Annotated in this window: 16 protein-coding genes; 9 read left to right on the plus strand and 7 right to left on the minus strand. The window is 70.7% G+C overall.

Annotated elements, in window-relative coordinates:
• Positions 1–9: 9 nt before the first annotated feature.
• The 4 genes from AB5J50_RS45330 to AB5J50_RS45345 all read right to left on the minus strand — a co-directional run bounded on the left by AB5J50_RS45330 (position 10) and on the right by AB5J50_RS45345 (position 4384).
• Positions 10–1599 carry a serine hydrolase gene (locus AB5J50_RS45330; RefSeq protein WP_369264394.1) on the minus strand — a complete coding sequence of 530 codons (1590 nt, stop codon included), beginning with the start codon at positions 1597–1599 and terminating at the stop codon, positions 10–12.
• A 54-nt stretch (positions 1600–1653) separates the two neighbouring features.
• A complete protein-coding gene (locus tag AB5J50_RS45335; RefSeq protein WP_369264395.1) occupies positions 1654–2460 on the minus strand; it encodes an SDR family oxidoreductase in 807 nt (268 codons plus the stop codon).
• A 25-nt stretch (positions 2461–2485) separates the two neighbouring features.
• Positions 2486–3106, minus strand: a complete 621-nt coding sequence (locus AB5J50_RS45340) for an HD domain-containing protein (protein ID WP_369264396.1) — start codon at positions 3104–3106, stop codon at positions 2486–2488.
• A gap of 105 nt (positions 3107–3211) precedes the next feature.
• Complete coding sequence (locus AB5J50_RS45345) at positions 3212–4384, minus strand: permease (RefSeq protein WP_369264397.1); 1173 nt, start codon at positions 4382–4384, stop codon at positions 3212–3214.
• 422 nt (positions 4385–4806) lie between these two features.
• Between AB5J50_RS45345 and AB5J50_RS45350 the strand changes: the two genes are divergently transcribed.
• From AB5J50_RS45350 to AB5J50_RS45360, 3 genes are all read left to right on the plus strand, one after another.
• Entirely contained in the window at positions 4807–4980 is a 174-nt protein-coding gene (locus tag AB5J50_RS45350) for a hypothetical protein (protein WP_369264398.1), read from the plus strand.
• A 59-nt stretch (positions 4981–5039) separates the two neighbouring features.
• Positions 5040–5522, plus strand: a complete 483-nt coding sequence (locus AB5J50_RS45355) for an N-acetyltransferase family protein (RefSeq protein ID WP_369264399.1) — start codon at positions 5040–5042, stop codon at positions 5520–5522.
• Positions 5523–5654: 132 nt separating this feature from the next.
• Positions 5655–5990: a hypothetical protein gene (locus tag AB5J50_RS45360; RefSeq protein ID WP_369264400.1), complete on the plus strand. Its 336-nt coding sequence runs from the start codon at positions 5655–5657 to the stop codon at positions 5988–5990.
• Here AB5J50_RS45360 and AB5J50_RS45365 read toward each other — a convergent pair whose 3' ends face one another.
• Together AB5J50_RS45365 and AB5J50_RS45370 are read right to left on the minus strand one after the other, a co-directional pair.
• A complete protein-coding gene (locus AB5J50_RS45365; protein WP_369264401.1) occupies positions 5991–7349 on the minus strand; it encodes an amidase in 1359 nt (452 codons plus the stop codon). It lies immediately after the preceding gene.
• A 219-nt stretch (positions 7350–7568) separates the two neighbouring features.
• The gene (locus tag AB5J50_RS45370) at positions 7569–8612 is read right to left on the minus strand and encodes a LacI family DNA-binding transcriptional regulator (protein WP_327433826.1); all 1044 of its coding nucleotides are present in this window, start codon (positions 8610–8612) and stop codon (positions 7569–7571) included.
• Between the two features lie 222 nt (positions 8613–8834).
• Here AB5J50_RS45370 and AB5J50_RS45375 point away from each other — a divergent pair, with 222 nt between their 5' ends.
• Genes AB5J50_RS45375 through AB5J50_RS45400 form a run of 6 tightly spaced genes read left to right on the plus strand, consistent with a single transcriptional unit; the run spans position 8835 to position 18353 of the window.
• Entirely contained in the window at positions 8835–10130 is a 1296-nt protein-coding gene (locus AB5J50_RS45375; RefSeq protein ID WP_369264402.1) for a sugar ABC transporter substrate-binding protein, read from the plus strand.
• Between the two features lie 6 nt (positions 10131–10136).
• On the plus strand, positions 10137–11096 hold the full coding sequence (locus AB5J50_RS45380; RefSeq protein ID WP_369264403.1) for a carbohydrate ABC transporter permease: 960 nt from the start codon (positions 10137–10139) through the stop codon (positions 11094–11096).
• The gene (locus AB5J50_RS45385) at positions 11093–11998 is read left to right on the plus strand and encodes a carbohydrate ABC transporter permease (protein ID WP_369264404.1); all 906 of its coding nucleotides are present in this window, start codon (positions 11093–11095) and stop codon (positions 11996–11998) included. The genes AB5J50_RS45380 and AB5J50_RS45385 overlap by 4 nt, the downstream gene beginning before the upstream one ends.
• Before the next feature lie 32 nt (positions 11999–12030).
• A complete protein-coding gene (locus AB5J50_RS45390) occupies positions 12031–13263 on the plus strand; it encodes a glycosyl hydrolase (RefSeq protein ID WP_369264405.1) in 1233 nt (410 codons plus the stop codon).
• Positions 13264–13305: 42 nt separating this feature from the next.
• Positions 13306–15306 (plus strand): endo-beta-N-acetylglucosaminidase, encoded by a 2001-nt coding sequence (locus AB5J50_RS45395; RefSeq protein WP_369264406.1) that lies wholly within the window; start codon positions 13306–13308, stop codon positions 15304–15306.
• 29 nt (positions 15307–15335) lie between these two features.
• Positions 15336–18353, plus strand: coding sequence for an alpha-mannosidase (locus tag AB5J50_RS45400; protein WP_369264407.1), 3018 nt, complete (start codon positions 15336–15338; stop codon positions 18351–18353).
• 83 nt (positions 18354–18436) lie between these two features.
• Here the strand turns inward: AB5J50_RS45400 and AB5J50_RS45405 are convergent, their stop codons facing one another.
• On the minus strand, positions 18437–19138 hold the full coding sequence (locus tag AB5J50_RS45405; RefSeq protein ID WP_327433833.1) for a FadR/GntR family transcriptional regulator: 702 nt from the start codon (positions 19136–19138) through the stop codon (positions 18437–18439).
• Between the last annotated feature and the right edge of the window lie 38 nt (positions 19139–19176).

Consider the following 19176-nt stretch of genomic DNA (forward strand, 5'->3'; position numbering starts at 1 on the left):
ATCGCGGTCTCATCGCCGGGTGAAGGTGCCCAGGCCGTCCTGGTCCCAGGCCTCGACGGTCACCTTGGCCGCCGGCCCGCCGCCCTTGAACGTGACGCCGGACAGTCCGGTCGCGTTCTCGCCGACCGTCTCGAAGCTGAACGTGTCGCCGTCGTAGTGGCTGAGCCGGAACCTCATCGGCTTCGGGCCCAGGCTCATGGTGAGTCCGCCCTGGTCGGCGGTGACGGTGAGCGGGCCGTAGAAGTCGTTGGCGTACGTGCCCGTGTACGCGTCCTCGGGCCGGGCGGCGGCCGCGTTCTGAGGGGGCTCGGTGTAGTCGGTGGGGGAGCGGCCCGCCCGTTCCTGCTGCTGGTACACCTGGTCGACCAGGCTGAGCCAGTCGGCCGTGGGCTTGCCGTACTGGGCGGTGTCGAAGAAGTTCAGCGCGACCGAGTCGGCGAGTCCCACCGGTGCTCCGTTGGTGAGGACGGCGATCGCGAGCTGTTCGCCGGGCAGCATCGTCACATTGGTGTTCGCGCCGAGTTCGAAGGCGCCGGAGTGGCTGAGGCGCAGTCGGCCCTGGTCGTCGTAGCCGACGTTCCAGCCGAGGCCGTAGAACCCGGCGCGGCCCGCCGGGGCACGCGGGGGCTGGGCCACGATCTCGGGCAGGTGGGTGCGCTCCAGCGGGTCGGCAGGGATGATCTGCCGGCCGTCGAGCTTCCCGTTCGCGAGCTGCAGACGCAGCCAGGTGCCCATGTCGCGGGCCGTGGAGCTCGCGCCGCCGGCGGGCGACTGGGCGTCGGCGTCACGGACGTACTTCGCCTGCCAGGTGCCGTCCGCGGCCTTCACATGGTTGACGGCCTTGTCCTTGGCCCTGTCGTAGTCGGCGAAGCGGGAACTGGTGGAGTTCATGCCGGCGGGGCCGTACAGCGTGTCCTCGGCCAGCTTCTCCCACGTCGTGTCCTTGACGTTCGCGGCCGCCTGGCCCGCGGCGGTGACCCCGTAGTTCGTGTACGCGTAGCTCGCCCGGAACGGGGTCAGCGGCTCGTAGCGCAGATGGTCCAGGATGTACGTCCGGTCGTAGCCGAGGTCCTCCAGGAGGTCACCGGCGTGGTCGGGCAGACCGCTGCGGTGCGAGAAGAGGTCGGCGTACGTCACATGATCGGTGACCCAGGGGTCCTTGAGCGCGAAGCCGGGCAGATGCCCTGCCACGGGGTCGTCCCAGCCGATGGCCTTGCTGCCGACGACACCGGCGACCACGGTCGAGGCCAGGGGCTTGGACAGGGACGCCAGCTCGAAGACCGTGTCCGGGTCGACGGCCGCCGACTGCCCCACCCGGCGCTCGCCGAAGCCCTTCAGGTACAGGACGCGGTCCTTGTAGACCACGACGACCGCCACGCCGGGAACGCCGGTCTTCTTCATGCCGTTCTGGACGATGCCGTCGAGCTTGCCCACCGCGTCGTCCACCTTCGCCTGGGTGAGCTGGGGTGGAGGCTGGGGCGGCGGAGCCGCGGCCGACGCTGATCCGGGGGCGGCGTAGCCCGCGGAGAGCAGGGAGGCCACCGCGGCTGCCGTGAGCGCCGTCCGTCCGTGGTGTCTCGCCCGTCGCCGAACACCCATGGCCACCATTCAACGCGCGGTCGCGGTCGTTGTCCTGCGGAGTCGGCGGGGCCTCTAGACGCCGGGCGTCCGCGTCCGCAGGCGCTCCTGCACGGTGGGGCCGGGGGCGGCGGTGTACGCGGCCCTGACCCGCGTCCCTCCGTCGACCAGGAGGTCGGCGCCGGTGATCCACTCGGCCGCGTCCGAGGCCAGCCACAGCACCGCCCGGGCGATGTCCTCGGGCCGCCCGATGCGGCCCAGCGGAAGTCCTGCACCCAGCTCGTCCTCGCCGTCCTCCCACACGAAGCGGGCCATCTCGGTGCGGACGAGGCCGGGGGAGACGGAGTTGACACGCACCTTGGGGGCCAGTTCGCCCGCGAGCTGCCGGGTCAGATGCAGCAGGGCGGCCTTGCTGGTGCCGTACGCGCCCACGTGGGGGCCGACATGCCCGGCGCCCTCCGTGCAGATGTTGACGACCGCCCCGCCGTGCTCGCCCATCCAGGCCCGCCAGACGCACTGCACCAGCCGCAGCGGTGCCTCGACGTTGACCGTGAACGCCTCGCGCCAGCGGTCCGGGTCGGCGTCCATGAGGGGGCCGTACGGCTGGTTGGTCGCCGCGTTGTTCACCACGATGTCGATGCGCCCGAACTCCCGCAGCGCCAGCTCGGTCAGCTCCCACAGATGTGCGGGGTCGGCGACCGAGCCCGCGAGCCCGATGCCCCCGACCCGCTCGGCGGCCCGGGCCACCCCGTCCGGATCCCGGGCGGTCACGCACACCCGCGTTCCCGCGTCCGCGAGCGCCTGGGCGACGGCGAGACCGATCCCGCGCGAGGCCCCGGTGACGATGGCGGCCCTGCCCTCGATCCCGTACGGCGACGTCATCCGCGTACCGTCTCATGACGGGCCGTCAGTCAACAGCCCCCGGCAGAGAGCGCTGTCGGCCGGCAGCCCCCGGCCATCGGTGCCGCCGGTCGACGGCCCCCAGCCGTGAGTGCTGTGCCGCCACCAGCTCCAGGACCGTGCGCCAGTCCTCCATGACCCCGGCGTCCAGCCCGACGACCTTGCCCGCGTCGTCGGCCTGCCGCAGTGTCACCGCGTCCTCGGCGAGCGGATCGTGCTCGAACGCGGCGGCCTCCCACGGTGTCATGGCGCCGCCCTGCACGGTCAGGGTCAGCGCGCTCTGCGGGGACAGCCCACGGCCCGGCGACGTGGCGGCCAGATAGCGCTTCGCCGCCACGTGCAGTCGTACGAGACGGGAGACCCGCTCACCGAGCAGGGGCCGTATCGCGTCGGCCGCGTGGTCGGCGTGACCGGCGTCGTCACCCGGCCTGAGCAGATGGCCGATGTCGTGCACCAGGCCCGCCACCTGGAGTTCCTTGTCGCTGGGATGGCCGCGGCGCAGCAGCGCGGCGGTCTGCAGGGCGTGATCGTGCAGATCGACCGGGTCACCACTGCGATCCGGGGTGTCCCAGGCGCCCCGGCAGGCGTGCAGCAGATCCATCAGCTCCTCGACGCTGCGCAGCTCCATGCGTCAGTCCTCCCGAGTCCTCGCGCGGGAAAAGCCGTTGCCGGGCGTCAGCAGATCATGACTGCCTTGCGAATCGGCCAACGGGACCTGAACTGCGTGCCGTGTTCAGTGATGGCCGGGATGGCCGTGATGGCCCGGATGGTCCGCTTCCGGCGCCCCGCCCATCATCCGCAGCATGGCCACTCCTCCCGTCCGCACGAACCGCCACACCAAGGTCGCCGCGAGCAGCAGGAAGACGATGTTCAACCAGGTCGTGTAGTTCCAGGAGACGCCCTCCATGGGGATCTCCGCGTCGGCCTGGTCGGGGATGAGTCCGAGGCCGCCGAAGACGAACTCCACGACGTATCCGGCGAGCACCATCGCCGTGTAGAAGGTGACGAGCAGGAAGCCCGTCATGCGTGGCCCGTAGTACTTCCGGTAGATGTTCAGGATCGGCAGGATCAGCAGGTCGGCGAAGATGAACGCGACGACGCCGCCGAAGCTGATGCCCCCCTTCCAGAGGACCACGGCGAGCGGCACGTTCCCGATGGAACACACGAACGAGGCGATCGCCACCAGCGGTCCGATGAGCGGTCCGATCAGCTTCGCTGCGAGCGGATGCCCGTCCAGGAAGAGGGAACTCCAGAACGCGTCGGGCACCCAGGCCGCGATCGCGCCGGCGATCAGCAGACCGATCACCAGGTCGCGCAGGATCGCCGCCCACTCCATGACGAAGACATGCGCGACCGAGGTGAAACCGGCGCCCGACAGCAGCCGCCGTGCGAACGACCCTTCGCCCTGGACCGACATGTCCATCGCCGCATGCCCCTCCATCGACCCGGCGATCCCGCGGTCCGCCTGCTCCCGGGCCTGCCGCAGCAGCCGCTCGCGCAGGAAGCGCCGGAAGAGCACGGCCAGCAGCACGATCATGACGGGCCCGCCGACGAACTCCGCGAGCGTGAACTGCCAGCCCATCAACAGGGCCAGGATCACTCCGAGTTCGACCACCAGATTGGTCGAGGCGATCTCGAACGCCATCGCCGCCGTGAAGTTCGCGCCCTGGCGGAACAGCGAGCGCGCGAGGGCGACGGCCGCGTACGAGCAGGAGGAGGAGGCCGCTCCGAGCCCGGCGGCGAGCGTGAGTGTCCGTGGCCGGTCGTCGCCGAGCAGCCGTACGACCGTCGCGCGGCGCACCACCGCCTGGACGACGGCGGACAGACCGAAGCCGAGGATCAGCGCCCAGGTGATCTCCCAGGTCATCGAGCCCGTGAGGGACAGTGCGTGGAGGATCGCGTCCATAGGTTCGACTCTCTCCCGATCGGTGGAATCAGGCATGACCCGCGGCCGATTCAGTGACCCTGCCCACCGTCGGTATTGAGCCGAATGGGTGGTACCGAAGAGGGCATCATGTTTCAAATCACCGCAGATCGGGGCCTGATGGGCGCCTGGTGACTTGAGACAGTAACTTCTTGTTTTCGGCCCCATCGAGCGGGCGGCCGCTCATTTGGTTAACCTGTACCGGACGGGCAGCCTTTCTGGGTTCCACCCACACCCATGGTCCGTCCCGGGACAAGCCGGTCACCACGGCCTGCTCTCACCCGAGTTACCGGCGCCACCGCGTCCCTAACTGCCTTCCACTCAGACCCGAGCGGGCGTCAGGCGACCGGCAGTAGACCGGTCCTGTACGTCCCGAGGGTGACCCGACACATAAGGAGTGCGCGGTGACACCGGAGAAGACGAATCGCGATCAGCGCCCCAAGGAACGCACGGAGCGCGCGAGCCGTGGGCCCGAGAAGCTCGGCAGCCTGGACGTGTGGGCCAGGTCCGCCCCGATCCGCCTCGCGGGGTACGAGGACGACCTCGCCGAGCCCCACATCCTGCCCAGCGTCGACTGACCCGCCCCGGCAGGACCCATCGCGATCGATGACGGCATGGGCGTGCCAGACTCACGCCCATGCTCATCAGAGAAGCCGCGGCCGACGACTGGCCGCGGATCTGGCCTTTCTGGCACCGGATCGTCGCCGCCCGCGAGACCTACACCTGGGACCCGGACACCTCCGAGGAAGCGGCCCGCGCTCTGTGGATGGCCCCGGGCAAGCGGGTGTACGTCGCCGAGGACGACACCGGAGCCGTCGTCGGCTCGGCCTTCGTCACCCCCAACTACGGCGGTCCCGCCGCCCGGATCGCCAACGCCGGATTCATGGTCGACCCGGAGCGGTCCGGACGTGGCATCGGCCGCGCCCTCGCCGAACACATCCTCGCCGCGGCGAAGGCCGACGGCTACCAGGGCATGGTGTTCAACGCCGTCGTGGAGACCAACCCGGCCGTCAAGCTGTGGACTTCGCTCGGTTTCACGATCCTGGGCACCGTGCCGGACGCGTACGAGCACGCACGGCACGGGCTGGTGGGGCTGCACATCATGTACCGGGCTCTGTAGGGGAGAGCGCCGATGCGGCTGGTGAGGGGAGCGACCGGGTTCTGGGGCAGGAGTGATGAGCCGCTCGCGCCGACGGACAGGGCGTCGTTCAGAAGTGCCTGCTTCGAGGCGGCGCGGGGAATCGGGGCTCGCGTGGATGAGCCGGCCTTCGCCGGAGTGTGCAGCTTCCACGCGGTCACGGTCGCCGGACGCGGGGCGTCGCTAGTCGTCCTGTGCCACGATCACCTGCCCGTTGTCGCCTTCACCGATACTCCGCCAGTCCCCGGCCGGCCGATGGCACGTTTCGTCGACCCGCCGGCCTGGGCGGGAAGCTTCGGGACTGTCGGCTTTCGGGTCCTGCACGCTGGTGATCTGAGCGCGCCGATGACCGAGGCGGACCTGAGCGAGCTGGCGAAGGCGGAGCTCGCCCAGGTCCGTCACTGGCGCCCCGAGGCAGTGGGCGACCTGCTGTTCAACTGGTGGGACTGATCAGCTGCCGGCCACGACCTGGTCGAGGGGAGCCGTCCGCCGCCACGGCCGCAGCTCCTCCAGCTGTCCCGCCACATCGAGGAGAGCCGACTCGGATCCGGGGCGGCCGACGAGCTGTACGGCGCAGGGGGCACCGCTCGGCAGCGTCCCGAACGGCACCGACATCGCGGGCCAGCCGGTCAGGTTCCACGGCGGAGTCAGCGGCGAGTAGTTCGTGTTGGCCATCAGATTGCGCAGCCAGCCCCGCTCGTGCCAGGCCGCGGCGGCGGGACCGCGCCGGGCGAGCGCCGGCGTGAGCAGTACGTCGTACTCCTCGAAGAACGGCTCCAGACGCTTGCGCAGCTGCTCACGGCGCTCGCCCTTGCGGACGCCGGCCACGAAGCGGCGGCCGACGGCGGCGTGCATGCGGGTACGCCGGGCGAGCCGGCGCGGGTCGAGATCCTCCGCGTCGACCGCGGTGCCCGCCGTCCAGTGCGCGAGTGAGGTCGTGCTCAGCCACAGCGGGTACGGCGGGTCGGCGGGACGCACCTGGTGGCCCGCCCCGGCCAGCAGCCCGGCCGCCTCCCGGGCCGCGGTCGTATACGGTCGGCCGACGCTCACACCGGCCAGGGGGCTGCGCACCGAGACGGCGATCTTCCGGGTGACGGGCTCCGAGGGACGGAGCGCCTCGGTGTCCGCGAGGAGGGAGAACATCAGCCGCGCGTCCTCGACCGTGGTCGCCAGCGGACCGTTCTCCGACATCCCGAACCAGTCGCCGTGACCGATCCCGGCGGGCACCACGCCGTGGCCGGGCTTCAAGGTGACAAGACCGCAGTTGGCGGCCGGGATGCGCAGCGAGCCCATTCCGTCGTTGCCGAGCGCGATCGGCACCATCCCGGCGGCGACCGCGGCCGCGCTGCCGCCCGACGAACCGCCCGCCGTGCGGGAGAGGTCCCACGGGTTGCGGGCGGTGCCGTGCACGCCCTCCGTGGTGCCGAAGATGCAGAGCTCGGGCACGTTCGTCAGACCCACGACCAGGGCGCCCGCCGCGCGCAGCCGGGCCACGGTCACATGGTCGTGGTCGGCGGGCGTGTCCGGGGTCGCGGCGGAGCCGTTGCGGTTCGACTCGCCGCGCACCGGCAGGTTGTCCTTGACCGCCAAGGGCACGCCCGCGAGGGGGAGTTCGCCCAGATCCCTCGTGGCCAGTTCGTCGGCCTCCGCGAGGGCCGCCGCCGCCCGAACGGTGCGGAAGGCGCCGACGCGGCCGTTGAGCCGCTCGATCCGCGCGAGGTGTTCGGCCACCACTTCGCGGGGAGTGACCCGCTTCTCGCGTACGGCTGCGGCGATCTCGACGGCGGTCCGGCCGACCCAGGTGGTCACGGGCGCTCCTTGTCGTACTGGTGAGTAGTGCGAGGAGCACTCTGCCCGGAGGTGGGGTGCCGCGTCGAGGGCTGCCGCGCCTGGATATGCGGTCGGTCACCTTGCTGGGCCACGACCGTCCGCTGACCTGGTCCGACTCCCGCCGTCTCAGGGGTGGACGTCCGCACGCCGTCCACCCCTTCCGCTCCACCCGAACCCCGCTTCCGCCCCGCGCCGCTCTCACGCCCCGCAGGGACCCGTGCTGTCCCGCTCGATCAACCGCGGCACCGGCACCTGCACCGTGCGCGCCGGACCGCCGTCCAGCAGCGCGGTCAGTTCCTGCGCGGCCGTGCGCCCGAACTGCACGGTGTCGCGGGAGAGGGCGGACAGCCACGGCTTGACCATGCGGCACAGCGCGGAGTCCTCCCAGGCCACCACCGAGACGTCACCCGGAACGGAGAAGCCCAGCTCCGTCGCGGCGGCGACACCGGCGACGGCCATCACGTCGTTGTCGTAGACCAGCGCGGTCGGCGGTGTGCCGCTCTCCAGCACGCGGCGCGTGACGGCCGCCCCCTCCGCGTCCGAGTAGTCGGTCGGCACCGAACGCACCTCGGCCAGACCCCGCCGGCCGGCCTCCGCGCGCAGGGTACGCATCCGGCGCTCGGTGTGGGCGAGCCCCGGCAGGCCCGCGATGTGCACGATCCGACGGTGGCCGAGCGCGTACAGCTCGTCCACGACCGCGGCCATGGCGCCCGCGTCGTCCGCCCAGACGACGGACAGCCCGGGATGCCGGGCGTCCGGCGCACCGCCGATGACCACGGCGGGCAGGCCCAGCTCGTCCAGGAGGTCCGGACGCGGATCGTCGACGCGCGGGTCCACGACCATCACGCCGTCCACGCGGTGCTCCGCCCACCAGCGACGGTAGACCGCGCACTCGGCGTCCACGTCCTCGACCACCTGGAAGAGCAGGCCGAGATGACGCTCCGCCAGCACTTCCTGGATGCCGGAGATCAGCTGGAGGAAGAACGAGTCCACGCCCAGCGTGTCGGCGGGGCGTGCCACGACCAGACCGACCGTGGCCGCACCTTCGCCGGACAGCTGACGCGCCGCCGTACTGGGCCGCCAGCCCAGCTGCTCGGCGACCCGGCGCACCCGGTCGCGGGTGACCTCGGAGACTCCGGGCCGGTCGTTGAGCGCGAAGGAGACCGCGCTTTCGGAGACTCCGGCGCGCCGCGCGATGTCCTTCATCGTCGGCCGGCGCGCGGGAGACCGCTTGGCTGGCACGTTGCTCACCATTCTGCTGGGGCGGAGTACTAATGCGCTTGAGTGGCTGCACTCTAAAGCGCATTAGTGATCTGCTTCAAGTGGCCTGCCCTAGATTCCTGACCAGCCATGTTGTGCCGCTAATGAATTTAGCTGAACCAAATCCATTGACTTCCCCGGTGAGTTGCATGCAAGGTCTGGCGCGGCACCGTTCACCCACCGTTGCGAAGGAGCCCGGTCACCGTGCGAAAGCCTCGCAGAGCACCCGCACTTGTCGTCGCCGCCGTCGCCCTCGTCCTGCCGCTGAGCGCCTGCGGTTCCGGTGACGACGGCGGCGGTTCGACGGACGCCTCCGGCAAGGTCGAGGGCGACATCACCTTCCAGACCTGGAACCTGAGGGCCAACTTCAAGCCGTACTTCGAGGGCGTGATCGCCGACTTCGAGAAGAAGTACCCCGGCACCCATGTGAAGTGGATCGACCAGCCCGCCGAGGGGTACGCCGACAAGATCAGCGCGGACGCGGCCGGCGGCACCCTGCCCGACGTCGTCAACGTCTCGCCCGACCTCGTCGCCCCGCTCGCCAAGGCGGGCCTCGCCCTCGACCTCGACAAGTCCGCCGGCCAGTACAAGAAGGAGTATCTGGACGGAGCCTGGGCCAGCCACCAGATACCGGGCATGACCGGCACGTACGCCTTCCCCTGGTACCTCAACACCGGCCCGCTCTTCTACAACAAGTCGCTCTTCAAGGAGGCCGGACTCGACGCCTCCAAGCCGCCCACGACGTACGACGAACTCTTCGCCGACGCCCTGCAGCTGGCGAAGAAGAGCGACGGCAAGGTCGCCACCCTCGCCAATGTGCCCACCATCGAGGACTTCGGCCGCTACGGCGTCGAGCTGATGAACAAGGAAGGCAACGCCTTCGCGTTCAACGACGCCAAGGGGGTCGAACTCCTCACCAAGTACAAGGAGTTGTACGACGCCAAGGCGCTCGACCCGCAGGCGCTGACCGCGACCCCCGAGTCGTCGGGCAAGAAGTTCCTCACCGAGGCCGTCGCCATGAACCCGGGCAGCGCCCTGGACCTCGGCAACTTCAAGAAGCAGGCGCCGAACCTGTACAAGAACATCGGCATCACCGACCAGATCACCAGCACCGGCAAGGTGAACATGTACGTGATGGGGGTGATGGTCAACTCCCGCACCAAGCACACCCCGGCGGCGGTCGCCTTCGCGCACTACGTCACCGACGCCCAGAACCAGATGTCGTTCGCCAAGAAGGTCGCCATCTTCCCGAGCACCGCCGGCTCGCTCGACGACCCGTACTTCACCAAGGAGGACGGCACCGACGAGACCCGCGTGCGGATCGCGGCCGCCAAGTCCCTGAAGAACGCGGTCAATTACACGCCCGTCCTCTTCAGCGAGCAGATGAAGACCGCGCTGCGCAACGAGGTCGCCAAGGCGCTCCAGGGCAAGGAGAGCCCCAAGGCGGCTCTTGACAACGCTGTCAAGGCCTGCGACACGCTGCTCCAGCAGCAGGGCTGATCCGGCATGGCGAGTTCTTCCACCGTTTCCGGCGGACCACGGCGTGCGGCGCGGGTGCGGCCCCCCGCCCAGCGGCCAGGGCATCCCGCCCGGCGGGTGCGGCGCCATCTGCCCAGCAGCCCCTGGCTGTTCGCCGCGCCCGGGCTGCTGATCACCGGCGTCTTCATCCTGTACCCGTTCGTCTCCACGCTCATCAACGCCTTCACCGACCGCCGCACCCTGATCCCGGGCAGGTTCGTGGGCCTCGCCAACTTCCGCGAACTGCTGCACGACGACATGTTCTGGATCGGTCTGCGCAACAGCACGCTGTACGTCCTCGGGGTCGTCCCCGCGCTCGTCCTGCTGCCGCTGCTGCTCGCCCTGCTGGTCCAGAAGAACATCCCCGGCATCACGTTCTTCCGGTCGGCCTTCTACACCCCGGTCGTCGCGTCGATCGTCGTGGTCGGGCTCATCTGGGTGTGGCTGCTGGACGAACGCGGCCTGGTGAACTCGCTGTTGGAGACGATCGGCGTCGGCAGGGTCGGCTTCCTCAGCGACCAGTGGCTGCTCCTGCTGAGCGCCATGGCCGTCACGGTGTGGCGGGGGCTCGGCTACTACATGATCATTTATCTGGCCGCGCTGGCGAACGTGCCGCGCGAGCTGCACGAGGCCGCGATGGTGGACGGCGCGGGCGCGGTGCGCCGCTTCCTCACGGTGACGGTGCCCGCCGTCCGCTCCACGATGGTCCTGGTCGGGGCGCTCTCCTCGGTCTCCGCGTTCAAGGTGTTCTCCGAGGTGTATCTGATGGCGGGCCCGGACGGCGGTCCCGCGGGCGAGGACACCACCCTCGTCATGCTCGTCCAGCGCACCGGCACCGGGCTGACCGGCCGGGTCGGCTACGCCTCCGCCATCTCGGTCGTCGTCTTCGCCGTCACCGTCGTGCTGATGCTGCTGGTGCTGCGCGCCGACCGGAAGGAGGAGGCGTGAGCGTCGCCGAGAAGACACGACCGGTGGAGCGTCCGGCGGCCGCGCGGGAGCCCCGTGTCGCCGACGAGCACGGCCGCCGCATCCGCGTCTGGGAACTCGCCCTGCGCTACCTGCTGTTGCTCGCCGTACTCGCCCTGACGGTCGGGCCGTTCCTGTGGCAGCTGTCGACGTCCCTCAAAGGGCCGCACGAGGACATCTTCAGCTCACCGCCCGAGTTTCTGCCGGGCGAGCCAACTCTCCACAATTACAAGCGAGTTGCCGACACCATTCCGGTCTGGGACTACGCCCTCAACTCGCTGAAGGTCGCCACCGCCAACGTCGTGACGAACTGCGCCGGATCGGCGCTCGCGGGCTACGCCCTGGCCCGGCTGCGCTACCGCGGCCGGCGCGTCGCGACACTCGTCTTCATCCTGGCGATGCTCGTACCCGCCGAGAGCGTCATCATCGCCCAGTTCACGACCATGCGGGAACTCGGTCTGAACAACACGCTGATCGGTGTCGTGCTGCCCGCCTGCATCAGCGCCATGAACGTGCTGCTGATGCGCAACGCCTTCCTCAACCTTCCCTACGAGATCGAGGAGGCGGCCTTCGTCGACGGGGCGAACGCCTGGCAGCGGTTCCTGAGGATCGCGCTGCCGTCGGTGAAGGGCACCCTCGCCGTCGTCGCGATCTTCGCCTTCATGGGTTCCTGGGACGACTTCCTGTGGCCGCTCATCGTGCTCAGCGATCCCTCGAAGTTCACCCTGACCATCGGACTCAACTATCTGCACGGCACCTTTGCCAACGACGAACGGCTCGTCGCCGCGGGCACGATCATCGCCGTGGCGCCGCTGATCGCCCTGTTCGCCTGTCTCCAGCGGTACTTCTTCCGTGGCGTGGGTGAGGGCGCCGTCAAGGGCTGACCTCCCGTACCTCAGATCCGCAAGGAATCCGCATGTCTGCTGCCGTGCGCTTCGGCGTCAACTACACCCCGAGCCAAGGGTGGTTCCACCACTGGCTCGACTTCGACCTCGACGCCGTACGCGCCGATCTCGACTCGATCGCCGCGCTCGGCCTCGACCACATCCGGGTCTTCCCGCTGTGGCCCTACTTCCAGCCCAACCGCACCCTGATCCGCCCGCGCGCCGTGGAGCAGCTCGTCGCGCTCGCCGACGCCGCCGCCGAACGCGGCCTCGACGTCAACGTCGACGGACTGCAAGGGCACTTGTCGAGCTTCGACTTCCTGCCCGCCTGGACGCGGACCTGGCACCGGCGCAACCTCTTCACCGATCCGGAGGTGGTGGAGGGGGAGGCGGAGTATCTGCGCACCCTGGCCGCGGCGCTCGCCGACCGGCCGAACTTCATCGGCATGACCGTCGGCAACGAGGTCAACCAGTTCGCCGCCGGACCGCACCCCGACCCGGACCGCATCACGCCCGAACAGGCGGGGGCGTGGCTTCGGCGCCTGCTCACCGCCTGCGCGGAGGGCGCCCCCGGCAAGCTGCATCTGCACGCCTCGTACGACGCCGCCTGGTACCAGGACGACCAGCCGTTCACGCCCGAGCACTCGGCACGGCTCGGCGCGGTCACCGCCGTGCACTCGTGGGTGTTCAACGGGACGGCCCAGCGGCACGGCCGCACGGGTGTCGCCACCGAGCACCACGCCGCGTACCTCATCGAACTCGCCAAGGCCTGGGCGGACGACCCGCACCGCCCGGTCTGGCTCCAGGAGGTCGGTGCGCCCGCCCCGCTGATCCCCGCCGAGCACGCGGCCGCCTTCACCGAGGCGACCGTCGCGAACGCCCTCGACTGCCCCGATGTGTGGGGCGTGACCTGGTGGTGCTCGCACGACGTCAGCCGCGACCTCGCCGACTTCCCCGAACTCGAGTACAGCCTGGGCCTGTTGACCAATGACCGGCAGACCAAGCCGGCCGGGGAGACCCTCGCCCGGATCGTCAAGGAGGGCCGGCCGCAGACACCCGCCGCGCGCACCACCGCGCTGGTCGTCGACACCGCGCCTGGCCGTTCGGTCTGTGCGCCCGGAGGCCCGGTGTTCGAGGCCTTCGCCCGGCTGACCGCCGACGGGGTCCGTCCCACCACTGTCCTCGCGAGCCGTGCCGACGACAAGGAGCACCTCGTCGCTCGCGGTATCAGCGAGGTCGTCACACCGGGTCAGGCCATCGCGTGACCCCAGCACCGTAATCCGTCCCCCAACGATACGGAGCACACAGTGAACCTCAGCAGACGCACCGTCCTGCTCGCCGGAGCCGGCGCCGCCGCGGGGCTCGTCCCCGGCCTGTCCGGTACGGCGGCCGCGGCCACCCGCGACCTCCAGCCGTACGCCTCCTACTGGTATCCCGACTCGCTGCCCTCGGGCACCCCCGGCACCGGCATCACCTGGCGCAGCCTCAAGGCCTGGCGCGCCGACGGCGACACGGATCTGGCGTTCAACGCGGCGTCCGTGCCGCTCGCCGCGCGGTTCACACCGACCCCCGCGAACACGACGGCCCGCTCCGGCCAGGCCCGTATCCAGTCCCTGGTCTCCTTCGGCCCCACGTCGGGCAACCCCTCGCAGGGCGCGGCCACCGCCGACTACTACGCCCTCACCCACTGGGCGTACGTCGACGAACTCGTCTTCTGGGGCGGCTCGTCCGGCGAGGGCCTCATCCTCGCCCCGAACGCCCCGATCGTGGACGCGGCCCACCGGCACGGCGTACCCGTCCTCGGCAATGTGTTCCTGCCGCCCGTCGCCTACGGCGGCCGGCTCCAGTGGACCCGCGACCTGGTGCAGAAGGACTCCACCGGGCACTACCCGCTCGCCGCCCAACTCGTCGCCGTGGCCGCCGCGTACGGCTTCGACGGCTGGTTCATCAACGCCGAGACCGGCGGCGGGAACACCGCGCTCGCCACCGACATGCTCGGTTTCCTCAAAGAGCTGAAGACGCTCGGGGCGGCCAAGGGCCAGCGCGTCACCTGGTACGACTCGATGACCGTGAGCGGCTCGGTGAGCTGGCAGGGCGCGCTGAACAGCCAGAACAAGACCTTCTTCCAGGCCGCCGACACCATGTTCATCGACTTCCGCTGGTCCCAGAGCAGTCTCGCGTCCTCGGGCACAACGGCGCAGCAACTCGGCCGCAGCCGCTACGAGTTGTGGGCCGGCGTCGACGTCGAGGCGGGCGGAACCGGCACGTCCGTGAACTGGGACGCCATCGTGCCGGCCACCAGAACGCACGTCACCTCCATCGGCTTCTACCGGCCCGAGTGGACCCGCAACCACCTGCCCGCGGGCCGCACGCCCGGCGACTTCCACACCGCCGACGACAAGTTCTGGACCGGCAGCACCCTCGACCCCGCCAAGCCGGACCCGACCGCCGGCTGGCGCGCCCCCGCCGTCTCCGTCGCCGACCGGTCCACCGTGAGCTCCGTGCCCTTCGCGACCGTCTTCAACACCGGGCACGGACTGAAGTGGTACGAGGACGGCAAGGTCACCTCGGGTGCCGCCTGGAACCACCTCGGTCTCCAGGACCGGCTGCCGTCCCGCCGCTGGGTGGTGCGGACCACCGGCGGGCGCCCGTCCGTCACCTTCGACTTCGCGGACGCCTGGCGCGGCGGCAGCAGCCTTCTGGTCGACGGCGCCCTCGACGCGCCGGCCACGCTGGACCTGTACGCGACACGGCTGCCGCTCGGCGCGGACACGGTCGTGGAGCTCACCCACCGTCTCGACTCCGGCAGTGCGCGGGTCGAGCTCGCCGTCGCCACCGCCGAGCCGGGCACGGCGGGTGGGGCGCCCCCGTACACGTACTTCCCGGTGAGCGAGAGCGGCAGCTGGGGGACGTCGACCGTGCGGCTGACCGGCCTGTCGGGGACCGTGCGCGCGATCGGCGTCCGGCTGACCGCCACCGGCGGGCCCGTGCGCTGGCGTCTCGGCGGGCTCGCCGTCCGGGACGCGGTGGTGACCCCCGCCGCGCCCACCGGCCTGCGCGTCACCGACGCCGACGGAGGCGGCCTGCGCTTCGCCTGGCAGGGCGCCACCGGTGCCGTACGCCACTACGAGCTGTACCGGACACTCCCCGACGGGACGCGCCGCTTCCTCGGCGGCACCTGCCAGTGCGCGTTCTACGCCGGCGGTCTCGTCCCCGAGCAGGGCGAGACCGCCGCACGGTTCGAACTGCGCGCGGTGGGGGAGCTGTTCACCATCTCGACCGCCGCCACGACCACCCACACCTGGTAGCCCGCACCCTCACCCCACGGAGCACTCTCATGCATGACGACCGCACCCTGGTCGAAGCCCGCCTCCGGCGCGTCCTCGACGAGCGCATCCGCCCCGCCGTGTACCCCGAGTCCGTACCGCTGGAGGTGGCGGTGTGGCACGCGCCCGGCGAGCCGGTGCCGGTCGCCGAAGGGCTGGCCGCCGCGCCGGAACCGATCGAGGTGGGCGCGCGCTGGGGTGCTCCGTGGGGCACCAGCTGGTTCCGTGTCACCGGGACCGTGCCCGAGGCGTGGGCCGGCCGGACCGTCGAGGCGCTGCTGGACCTCGGCTTCGACGAGAACATGCCGGGATTCCAGTGCGAGGGGCTCGTCTACCGGCCCGACGGCACTCCGGTGAAGGGCCTCAACCCGCGTAACCAGTCGGTGCGGATCGGCGCCCCGGCCGAGGGCGGTGAGGAGGTCAGGCTGCACATCGAGGCCGCCTCCAACCCGGTCATCCTCGACTACCATCCCTTCCGGCCCACGCGGTTGGGCGACAAGGAGACCGCGGGCAGCGAGCCGCAGTACCAGCTGGAGCGCATGGACCTCGCTGTCTTCGACGAGACCGTCTGGCAGCTGGTCATCGACCTGGAGGTACTCGGCGAGCTGATGGCCGAGCTGCCGGTGGAGTCCGCGCGGCGCTGGGACATCCTGCGCGCCGTCGAGCGGGCACTGGACGCCGTGGACCTCCAGGACGTGGGCGGTACGGCGGCCGCGGCCCGCGCCCGGCTGGCGGAGGTCCTGGCCGTGCCCGCCGTCCCGTCCGCCCACCGCATCAGCGCCGTCGGACACGCGCACATCGACTCCGCGTGGCTGTGGCCACTGCGCGAGACCGTCCGCAAGGTGGCCCGCACGACCTCCAACATGACGGCGCTCCTGGAGGACGAGCCCGAGTTCGTCTTCGCCATGTCCCAGGCGCAGCAGTGGGCCTGGGTGAAGGAGCACCGCCCCGAGGTGTGGGCCCGGGTGAAGAAGGCGGTGACCGACGGGCGGTTCGTGCCCGTCGGCGGCATGTGGGTCGAGTCCGACACCAACATGCCGGGCTCGGAGGCGATGGCCCGTCAGTTCGTGCACGGCAAGCGGTTCTTCCTCGACGAGTTCGGCATCGAGAACGACGAGGCCTGGCTGCCCGACACCTTCGGTTTCGCCGCGGGGCTGCCGCAGATCATCAAGGCGGCGGGCTCCAAGTGGCTGCTGACGCAGAAGATCTCGTGGTCGCAGACCAACAAGTTCCCGCACCACACCTTCCAGTGGGAGGGCATCGACGGCACCCGGATCTTCACGCACTTCCCGCCCGTCGACACCTACAACTGCTCCATGAAGGGCAGCGAAATCGCCCACGCGGCACGCAACTTCAAGGACAAGGGCGTCGCCCGGCACTCCCTCGCCCCCACCGGCTGGGGCGACGGAGGCGGTGGCACCACCCGCGAGATGGTCGCCAAGGCGGCCAGGCTCCGCGACCTCGAAGGCTCCGCGACCGTGGTGTGGGAGACCCCTGCCGAGTTCTTCGAGAAGGCGGAGGCCGAATACCCCAACGCGCCCGTGTGGATCGGCGAGTTGTACCTGGAACTCCACCGCGCCACGCTCACCAGTCAGGCGAGGACCAAGCAGGGCAACCGACGCAGCGAACACCTCCTGCGCGAGGCCGAGCTGTGGGCGGCGACCGCGGCCGTACGGACCGGATTCCCTTATCCGTACGAGGAGTTGGACCGTATCTGGAAGACGGTGCTGCTCCACCAGTTCCACGACATCCTGCCCGGGTCGTCGATCGCCTGGGTGCACCGGGAGGCGCGCAAGACGTACGAAAAGGTCGCCGAGGAGCTGGACGGCATCATCGACGCGGCCCAGCGCGCACTGGCCGGGGAGGGCTCGGCGGCGCTGGTCTTCAACTCGGCGCCGCACCGCAGGGACGGGGTGGCGGCGGGCGGAGCCGGTGCGGCTCTCGTCGAGGGTGAGGCCGCGCTCGCGCCACGCGTGCACGGTGGCTACGTCCTCGACAACGGCCTGCTGCGCGTCGAGATCGACGCACGGGGGCTCGTCGTCTCCGCGTACGACCTCCTCGCCGACCGCGAGACGATCGCGCCCGGGCAGGCGGCGGGCCTCCTCCAACTCCACTCCGACTTCCCGAACATGTGGGACGCCTGGGACGTCGACGAGTTCTACCGCAACACGGTCACCGACCTGGTCGACGCGGACGAGGTCGTGCCTGGTCAGGACGGCGTGTCGGTGCGGATCGTACGGTCCTTCGGCGTGTCGCGGGTCACCCAGGTGCTGTCGCTCGCTCCGGGCGAGCCGCGGCTCGGCATCGACACCGAGGTCGACTGGCACGAGACCGAGAAGTTCCTGAAGCTCGCCTTCCCGCTCGACGTGCACGCCGAACGGTACGCGTCCGAGACCCAGTTCGGGCACTTCTACCGGCCCACGCACACCAACACGTCCTGGGAGGCCGCCAAGTTCGAGGCGTGCAACCACCGGTTCGTGCACATCGAGGAGCCCGGCTGGGGCGTCGCCCTGGTCAACGACTCGACGTACGGCCATGACGTCACCCGGACCGTCCGCGACACCGACTCCGGTACGACCACCACCGTGCGCGTCTCGCTGCTGCGCGCCCCGCGCTTCCCCGACCCCGAGACCGACCAGGGCGTCCACCGCTTCCGGCACGCGCTGGTGCCGGGTGCGGCGATCGGCGACGCGGTGCGCGAAGGGTGGCGGATCAATGTGCCGGAGCGGCGGCTGACCGGTTCCCAGGAGGTCGCCCCGCTGGTGACCGTCGACCAGGACGCGGTCGTCGTGACGGCGGTCAAGCTGGCCGACGACGGCAGCGGCGACGTGGTCGTCCGCTTCCACGAGTCCCGCGGCGGCCGTACGCTCGCCTCGCTCAGGGCGGGCTTCGAGGTCGCGGCCGTCGCGGTCACCGACCTGCTGGAACGGCCGCTCGCGGACGCGGCGGCACCGGAGCGGGAAGGCGACCGGATCACGCTGCGGCTGCGCCCGTTCGAGCTGGTGACACTCAGGCTGAAGCGCGCCTGACCGGGGCGCTTCGCCACTGAGTGCAGGGGGCGCCTGATCGAGGCCGCTCCGCCCCCGTATGAAGCGGGTTCCAGCTCAAGCCACTACGGCTTGAGCTGGGTCCGCAGCCACTCCTCCACCTCACCCACGTGAGCGGCCGCCGCCGCCCGTGCCGCCTCCGGATCGCGCGCCACCAGCGCGCGGTGGATCGCCGCGTGCTCGCGCCGGGTGCGCTCGAAGGCGCCCTCCTCCTGGTAACCGCGCCAGACGCGGGCGCGGAAGGTGCGTGACGAGAGGCCCTCCAGGATGGCCGCCATGGTCTCGTTGCCCGCCGCCGCCCCGATGGCGCGGTGGAAGGCCAGGTCGTGGGCGAGGATCTCCTCCGGATCGTCCGTCGCGTTCATCGCCGCGAGGTGTTTCTCGACCTCGGCGAGCTCGTCCGCCGAGATCCGGGCGGCGGCGAGCGCGGTCGCTGTCGACTCCAGGATCCGGCGGATCTCCAGCAGCTCGACCAGGCGCGGCCCCCGGGACAGATCGGCCACGACACCGAAGGTCTCCAGGAGGTCCCCGGCCTCCAACTGCGTGACGTAGATGCCCGATCCGTGCCGCGCCTCCAGGACGCCCATGACCGTGAGCGCACGGATCGCCTCGCGCATCGAGCTGCGGGAGATGCCCAGCTGGGCGGCGAGATCACGCTCGGTCGGCAGCCGCTGGCCCGGCTCGAGCCGGCCCTCGCCGATCATCGCCGTGATCCGCTCGATGGCGCGCTGCGTCACGGTGCCCTTCTGCGGGGCGGACTCGTCCACGCCGTTTCCTCCTGTCGCCGGGTGCGCCGCAGTCTAAC

It is taken from the genome of Streptomyces sp. R35, assembly GCF_041053035.1.
Classification (GTDB): Bacteria; Actinomycetota; Actinomycetes; order Streptomycetales; family Streptomycetaceae; genus Streptomyces; species Streptomyces lutosisoli.

What these genes read in the sequence shown, in the direction of transcription:
- AB5J50_RS45340 (WP_369264396.1), bottom strand. Translation starts at nt 3,106, where the DNA reads ATGGAGCTGCGCAGCGTCGAGGAGCTGATGGATCTGCTGCACGCCTGC.
- AB5J50_RS45355 (WP_369264399.1), top strand. Translation starts at nt 5,040, where the DNA reads ATGCTCATCAGAGAAGCCGCGGCCGACGACTGGCCGCGGATCTGGCCT.
- AB5J50_RS45390 (WP_369264405.1), top strand. Translation starts at nt 12,031, where the DNA reads ATGTCTGCTGCCGTGCGCTTCGGCGTCAACTACACCCCGAGCCAAGGG.
- AB5J50_RS45400 (WP_369264407.1), top strand. Translation starts at nt 15,336, where the DNA reads ATGCATGACGACCGCACCCTGGTCGAAGCCCGCCTCCGGCGCGTCCTC.
- AB5J50_RS45345 (WP_369264397.1), bottom strand. Translation starts at nt 4,384, where the DNA reads ATGGACGCGATCCTCCACGCACTGTCCCTCACGGGCTCGATGACCTGG.
- AB5J50_RS45380 (WP_369264403.1), top strand. Translation starts at nt 10,137, where the DNA reads ATGGCGAGTTCTTCCACCGTTTCCGGCGGACCACGGCGTGCGGCGCGG.
- AB5J50_RS45330 (WP_369264394.1), bottom strand. Translation starts at nt 1,599, where the DNA reads ATGGGTGTTCGGCGACGGGCGAGACACCACGGACGGACGGCGCTCACG.
- AB5J50_RS45335 (WP_369264395.1), bottom strand. Translation starts at nt 2,460, where the DNA reads ATGACGTCGCCGTACGGGATCGAGGGCAGGGCCGCCATCGTCACCGGG.